This window comes from Phytoactinopolyspora endophytica (genome assembly GCF_004138495.1).
In the GTDB taxonomy this organism is placed as follows: Bacteria; Actinomycetota; Actinomycetes; order Jiangellales; family Jiangellaceae; genus Phytoactinopolyspora; species Phytoactinopolyspora endophytica.
The window spans coordinates 88,965-95,670 of sequence record NZ_ML142863.1 but is presented as its reverse complement, the minus strand read 5'-3'; the positions used below and the strand labels follow the sequence as shown (position 1 = coordinate 95,670).

Here is a 6,706-nt window from a genome sequence, read left to right as displayed (position 1 = left end):
CTCTGCTCCGCAGAGCCCGCGGCGGCACCTTCGCTGCCGACGACACACTGTTGCGCTGCGCCGACCTCGAAGTCGACGATCCCCGCCACGAGGTCCGGCGTGCAGGCCGGGCCATCGAGCTCTCGCCCACCGAGTATCGGCTGCTGCATTACCTCATGAGCCACCAGGGCCAGGTCCTCTCGCGCTCTCAGATCCTCGAAACTGTCTGGCAGTACGACTTCGGCGGGGACTCGGTCGTCGTCGAACGCTTTATCTCCAACCTGCGTCGAAAGATCGACCATGGCCGAACGCCGCTGCTGCACACCGTCCGCGGTGTGGGCTACACACTTCGGGAACAGGCTCACCAGTGAAGCTCCGCGTCCGTCTTCCCTGGTCCTTCTCCGGCGTCCGCCTCCGTCTGCTGACCGGACTCGCCGTCCTCCTCACAGCCGGCCTGCTCGCCAGCGCGGCCAGCAGCACCTTCCTGCTGCGGGAATTCTTGAACAAGCGCGACGAGACCACGCTCAGAGCGAGCGCCGACCAGTTCGGCGACGTCATAGCCCGCGGTCCGCAGACCGCCGACGTCGACCACCTCGGTGCACTTTTCGGGCCATCGCACGGCATCATCGCTGTCGACGCCGACAGCCGCATCCTGGCCACGACGGGGGAAGCTTCCTCGGCCGCCGCCATGCTCGTCTCGCTGGCCAGCACCGTGCCACCCGGTGAAATCGTTACTCACGACAAACCGGACGGTCTGAAGAACTTCAAAGCCGTCCGCATTCCTAGCGCTGGGCTGACGCTCGAACAGGGACCGGGCAAACGCCCTGTCAGGCCGACGGCACTCGTCCTGGCCCTGGATACGTCCGTGGACGAGGAAACCACCGAGGAAGTCACCCAGCGTCAGCTATTCCTTGTCGGAGTCGCGTTGGCGCTCCTTCTGGGACTTGCCGCGGGCGTCCTTCGCCTGGGCATGCGTCCCATTACCCAGATGGCCCACACCGCCGACTCCATCGCCGCAGGCTCCCGAACCGAGCGCCTGCCCACCCGCGGCGACAAGCGCGAAACCGATCTGCTGGCGGAAGCCGTCAACCGGGCCTTCGACGCCCAGGCACGCGCGGAAGCGTCCATCCGGTCGATGGCCGCCGACACCTCCCACGAACTGCGCACGCCACTGTCCACCATCTCTGGTTGGCTCGACCTCTACCGCCAGGGCGGTATCTCGGGGCCGGGTCTGGAGAAAGCTCTGGACCACATCGAGAACGAGGTCGGACGCATGCGCCTGCTCGTTGAGGACCTCGCGCTGCTCGCCCGCCTCGATGCCGGACGCCTCATCGACCAGGTTGACGTCGACCTCACAGCCCTGGTGGCCAGTGTCGTCGAAGACGCCGAGATCATCTATCCAGACCGCAGCATCACCCTGGCTCCGGCTCAGCCATCACCCGTCCGCGGGGACGCCGCCCGACTTCAGCAAGTCCTGCGCAACCTCGTCGGCAACGCCGTGCAGCACACCCCCGCCCGGACGTCCGTGCTGGTCGAGATCACCGACACCGGAAGCGCTGTCCACGTCAAGGTCAGCGATAACGGGCCAGGCATCTCACCCGAGGATCTCCCTCGCGTTTTTGAACGCTTCTGGCGCGCCGAAGCCAGCCGCAGCCGCGCCTACGGCGGCTCCGGCCTCGGCCTCGCCATCGTCGAAGCCATCGTGCACGCCCACCACGGGCAGGTGGCCGTCGACTCCGAGGTCGGCATGGGGACCACCGTCACTGTCCAGCTTCCGCACCCGCAAGGACGACGTGACACATGACCAGACAAGCCCACTGCGACCCGACCGGTCGGCTTGACGGCGTGCACGCTGTTGGTGATCACGTCTTTCGCGGCGGCGGGTTCCGCGTGTCCTGCTGGGCGTGGCGGTCGAGGCCGCCGACGAGGAGTTCCAGGCCGAAGCGGAACTCCTCGAGCAGAGGAACCGAAGTGAGGGTGTGGCTGGTTTGGGCGATAGCCGGGTACTCGTCGGGATCCAGGCGACGGTAGAAGGCGGCGAGCTGAGGGCCGGCAGTGGGCGGCGCGGCTGCGGGTCCGTGCTGCTGAGCGGTGAAGCCGATGACATAGTGGCTGACGGCGGTGAACGCACGGGCGGCCAGGTCGGCGGGCAGACCGCGGTCCAGGAGGGCACGCAGGATGCGTTCGCGCTGGGCTAGCCCGCTGGGCCCGACAGGGACCTGGGCCATGAGCGGGGACACGATGTTGGGGTGGCGGCACAGGGCGTCGTACAAGCGGTGGCCTGTGGCGGTGAGGGCCTCCTGCCAGGTGGCGAGGGCGCCGAGGTCGCTCAGGTTGGGTTCCCCGAGGACGCGGTCCACGGTGAGGGCAAGGATCTCGTCCTTGCTCGCGAAATGGCGGTAGAGGGTGGCGGTGCCGGAGCCCAGGGCGTCGGCGAGCATCCGCAGGGAGAAGGCGTGGACGCCGTGTTCGTCGACGAGGCGCAGGGCGGTCCCGATAATGAGGTCGGTGTCCAGGGCGGGGCGGCCACGACGAGGGGTGGTGCTGGCGACGGGGCGGGCAGCCCACCAGGCCGGGCTGCCCGGCACCTTCGCGCCGTTCGGCGTGTCCGGTGCGGCGGCGGTCATGTTCGAAGCGCTCAACCTTAAACCTCTTGCACCCGCTGTAGGTGTAGACGCTTGGACGTCCTTCTTGTGACTGTACTGTGCGGTAGCACCCGCGCGTGAGCCGGTCTCGCTCTGCCTTGCGAGGCCTTGGAGGGGCAACACGCCGACCGTCCGGTCGAGGCCACCGTCTGGCGTTTCGCACCTCTCCAGCCGTGCGGGGCGCGCCGTGAGTGCTGCCGTGAGTGCTGTGGAGCGCCCGGTGTCTCGCGTCTTCATGAAGGCTTCATACAGGCAATCGCACGAGCCACATGCGACCGGACTTGACTTGCAACACGAGTACAGGTCCGGCGAATGTAGGAGGAAAGACATGCGACATCAAGTACGGCTGTCGACGGTGGCAGCCTGGGCGGCTGTGGCGACGTTGGCCATCGCGGCGTGCGGAGCGACCGAGACGCCTGCCCCAACGGGCGGGGCGGATCCATCGGTCGGCGACTCTAGCTCGGCCACCCCTGTCGAACCGGTCAAGATCGATGAGGAGAAGTGGTTTCGCGAAGTCCGCCTGGAGGACTGGACTACTCATGGCGGCGATCCTTCGGTGATGAACACGGTGCTGCACCGCATCCAGAAGGCAACGGGCAAGCGGGAGAATCCGGAGTGGTTCGACACCGTGACCAAGCCCGGTGCCGGCAACTGGATCACGGAGTGGACCACCGTCGCTGAGGAGACGCTGGGCAAGGCCGATGCCGCCCAATCCAGCGGGGATTCCCGCACGGCGCGGAACCAGTATCGGGAGGCGTCGGTCTACTTCACGGTGGCCGCCTACCCTCAGCACCGGGAGACGGAACGGGAGGCAGATGCCTACAGGATGGCGAAGGACGCATATGAAAAAGCGGCACGGCTCGGGGACTGGGACTTCGAGCGGCTGCAGGTGCCCTTCGAAGGCGGAACGTTGGAGGCATTCCTCCATCTCCCCGAGGGCGACGGCCCCTTCCCGGTCCTGATCACCTCAGGCGGCATCGACTGGGCCAAGACCGAGTTTGCGGAGACGTTCGAACAGCACCTCGCTCCTGCCGGTATCGCCATGGTCTCGATCGACAACTCGGGCTTCGGTGACAGCCAGGACTGGCCCGCCGACCGTCCCGACACGGACCGCCTCTACAGTGCCGTAGTCGACGTGGTGCGCGCCGACCAGCGCTTAGACGCGAAGCGTATCGGCGCCATGGGCCAGTCGTACGGAGGGAACACGGTGGGACGTCTCGCGTTCACCGATGAACGGGTCAAGGCCGTGGTGGCCCTCTGCCCCCCGGTGCATGAGGCTCTCAACGCCGGCACCGAGTTCATCGAATCCCTCACGCCGCAGCCGCGGGCGGCGCTGGCCGCTCGCTACGACGTCCCGGTCGAGGACACGGAACGGCTGGCGGAGCTCGCCCGCAAGGCGTCGCTGGTCAACCAGGGGTTCGTGGGCAAGGTGCAGACCGACACTCCGATCCTGGCGATGACGACATCGGACGATCCCTTCGCGACGGGCGGTGACCTGAAGCGACTCGCCGACTCATCCACCCAGGGCGAGGTCAAGATCACCAAGGGCACGGGACACTGCCCGCTGGCCAAGGATCGCAACCCGATAGCCGCGGACTGGCTCAAGCACAATCTGTGACATAGCCACGAGACGTGCTCGACCGACGCCGGCGGTCGGAGCCGACCGCGGTAAGCCTCGCGGACGAGAGAGGAAGCACAGCGATGATCCGTTTGCCTGGCCGTCAGTGGTGGCGCACCTTGAGCCTGCGCACCCGGCTGTTCTCCTCCCACCTTGCGGTTGTCATCGTTTCGCTCGCAGCGATGTTCGCCGCGGCGGCGGCTCTGGTGCCGAGCGAGTTCGACCCCGAGGTGGAGACCGGCATGATCCTCTCCCGCGAGGTCGAGAGGACGTTCGACAGAGCGGTGGTGATCGCCCTGTTGGTGGGCCTCGCCGTCGCGGTGGTAGGCGCGACGGTGACGTCCCGGCTGCTGCTGCGTTCGCTGGACCGAATTCGTGCGGCCACGCGCCGCATGGCCGCGGGGCACTACGGCCAGCGGATTCCTGTGCCCCGTGAGCCGGAGCTGGGCCGACTGGTGGCCGATGTCAACCGGCTCTCCGCCGAGCTGGCCGACGTCGAACGGCGGCGGGCGCGGCTGGTCTCCGAGGTCGCCCACGAAATGCGGACACCGCTGTCGATGTTGCGTGGGCAGGTGGACGGCCTCGTCGACGGGGTGTTCGCGCCGTCAGGCGAGTTGTTCGCCTCCCTCGGGGAGGATATTGCGCGTCTGCAGCGGCTCGCCTCGGACCTGTCCAGCCTCTCCCGGGTGGAAGAGGGGGCGTTCCGGCTCGTACGCGGTGAAGCAGATCTGGCCAAGACGGCACAGCGAACAGCGGAACGGCTGCGCCCGCAGTTCGAGGACCAGGGGGTCGGACTCCAGGTAGTGGCGTCGGCACCGGTCCATGCTGAGGTCGACCGCGAGCGCATCGTGCAGGTTGTCACGAATCTGCTGGGCAACGCACTTGCCGCCACGGATCCGGGCGGCCGGGTCGACGTGACCGTGCGACAGGAAGGCGACGACGCCGTGATCGACGTCGTCGACACGGGAATCGGCATCGCAGCGGAGGACCTGGAGCGGATTTTCCACCGATTCGAACGGCTGGAACCCGCCGGCCGGCCCGCGCCTGCCGGCGGCAGCGGGATCGGCCTCACCATCGCTCGCGGCATTGTCCGGGCACATGGCGGCGAGATCACCGTCAGCTCTCCGGGACCCAGCAGGGGAGCGGCGTTCCGTGTCCGGCTTCCCTCAATGCCTGAGCAGGCTCAAGCCCGGTGACGCTGACTCATACGGTGCCTGCGCCGGGTTGGCACGTAATGTTCCGCTGCAGCCGTGACGACAGCCCTCCCTCCCTCCCTCCCTCGTCCGGGCTTGGCGTATCGGACGAGACCGGGGCGCTCCCCAGGCTGCAGGAACCTCGGTCAGGGACTGCCACTGTCGGCCGCCCCGCCTGGCATAGTGGCAGCCATGCGGACGCAACGAGTCCTCGTCGTCGACGACGAGGCAAAGATCCGGATGCTGGTCCGCGCCTACCTCGAAGCCGACGGATTCGCCGTGACGGAGGCCGCCGACGGCACCGGCGGGCTGCGGGCGGCGCTCGACGAGAAGCCTGATCTTGTGATCCTGGACGTGATGTTGCCCGGGCTGGACGGCTTCGAGGTGATGAGGAGGCTCCGCAAGACGAGTGATGTCCCGGTGATCCTGCTGACTGCCCGAGATGAGGAGCTCGACCGGGTGGTCGGCTTCACCACGGGCGGCGACGACTACGTGACCAAGCCTTTCAGCGCCCGGGAGCTCGCCCTGCGTGTCCGTGCGATCCTGCGCCGTTCCACCACGTCCGCTGGTGCGGCCGACCCGGACGACGCCATCCTGCGCTTCGACGGCCTGATGATCGACCCCACCCGTCGCACGGTCGTCGTCGAGGACGAACGCGTCGTCGAGCTCAGTGCGCTTGACTTCGACATCCTGCACGCTCTCGCAGAGGCGCCGGGGCATGTCTTTACCCGCCGTCAATTGCTGGAGCGCGTATGGGGACACGACTTCTTCGGTGACGAGCGCGTGGTGGATGTCCACATTCGCACCCTCCGCCGTGAACTGGGCGACGACGCGGCGCAACCGCGCCTCATCGGCACGGTCCGCAACGTCGGCTACCGACTTGTCGCCTCCGCTGTCCCGGCATGACCGGACCGGGTATGGCCGTGCGGGACCGACATCATCGGGCTATCTCCGCCACGCCCGACCGGTCTGTGCCGCCGTCCTTCCGCGAGGCGCATGCCCGTCATAGCGGGCTGATGCGCGCTAATCACGGCGCGGAGCGGCCGGAAGAGGTAGTCTGACCGGCAGCTTCCGGTGAGGAGAGAGTTATCCGTTGCATCTGAAGAGCTTGACGTTGCGGGGGTTCAAGTCCTTCGCTTCCTCGACGAGCCTGCAGTTCGAGCCCGGCATCACGTGCGTGGTCGGGCCCAACGGCTCGGGCAAGTCGAACGTCGTCGACGCGCTGGCCTGGGTGATGGGCGAGCAGGGGGCCAAGAGCCTGCGCGGCGGCA

Annotated in this window: 7 protein-coding genes; 6 read left to right on the top strand and 1 reads right to left on the bottom strand. The window is 67.6% G+C overall.

Annotation, left to right across the window (positions count from 1 at the left end; genetic code table 11):
• Positions 1-350: winged helix-turn-helix domain-containing protein (locus tag ELR45_RS38940; RefSeq protein WP_205857194.1), on the top strand; the 350-nt coding region annotated here is incomplete at its 5' end.
• Positions 347-1,783, top strand: coding sequence for a sensor histidine kinase (locus ELR45_RS24670; protein ID WP_129668710.1), 1,437 nt, complete (start codon positions 347-349; stop codon positions 1,781-1,783). The genes ELR45_RS38940 and ELR45_RS24670, both read left to right, overlap by 4 nt.
• Positions 1,784-1,841: 58 nt before the next feature.
• On the opposite strand, the gene ELR45_RS24665 is transcribed toward ELR45_RS24670, so the two are convergent.
• The gene (locus ELR45_RS24665) at positions 1,842-2,621 is read right to left on the bottom strand and encodes a TetR/AcrR family transcriptional regulator (protein ID WP_205857193.1); all 780 of its coding nucleotides are present in this window, start codon (positions 2,619-2,621) and stop codon (positions 1,842-1,844) included.
• A 331-nt stretch (positions 2,622-2,952) separates the two neighbouring features.
• Here ELR45_RS24665 and ELR45_RS24660 point away from each other — a divergent pair, with 331 nt between their 5' ends.
• From ELR45_RS24660 to ELR45_RS42930, 4 genes are all read left to right on the top strand, one after another.
• Complete coding sequence (locus ELR45_RS24660) at positions 2,953-4,242, top strand: alpha/beta fold hydrolase (RefSeq protein ID WP_165368079.1); 1,290 nt, start codon at positions 2,953-2,955, stop codon at positions 4,240-4,242.
• 83 nt (positions 4,243-4,325) lie between these two features.
• Positions 4,326-5,438 (top strand): sensor histidine kinase, encoded by a 1,113-nt coding sequence (locus tag ELR45_RS24655; protein WP_205857192.1) that lies wholly within the window; start codon positions 4,326-4,328, stop codon positions 5,436-5,438.
• A 189-nt stretch (positions 5,439-5,627) separates the two neighbouring features.
• Positions 5,628-6,341 (top strand): response regulator transcription factor, encoded by a 714-nt coding sequence (locus ELR45_RS24650; RefSeq protein WP_129668708.1) that lies wholly within the window; start codon positions 5,628-5,630, stop codon positions 6,339-6,341.
• 187 nt (positions 6,342-6,528) lie between these two features.
• A partial coding sequence (locus ELR45_RS42930) for an AAA family ATPase (RefSeq protein WP_420813948.1) occupies positions 6,529-6,706 on the top strand: 178 nt, incomplete at its 3' end.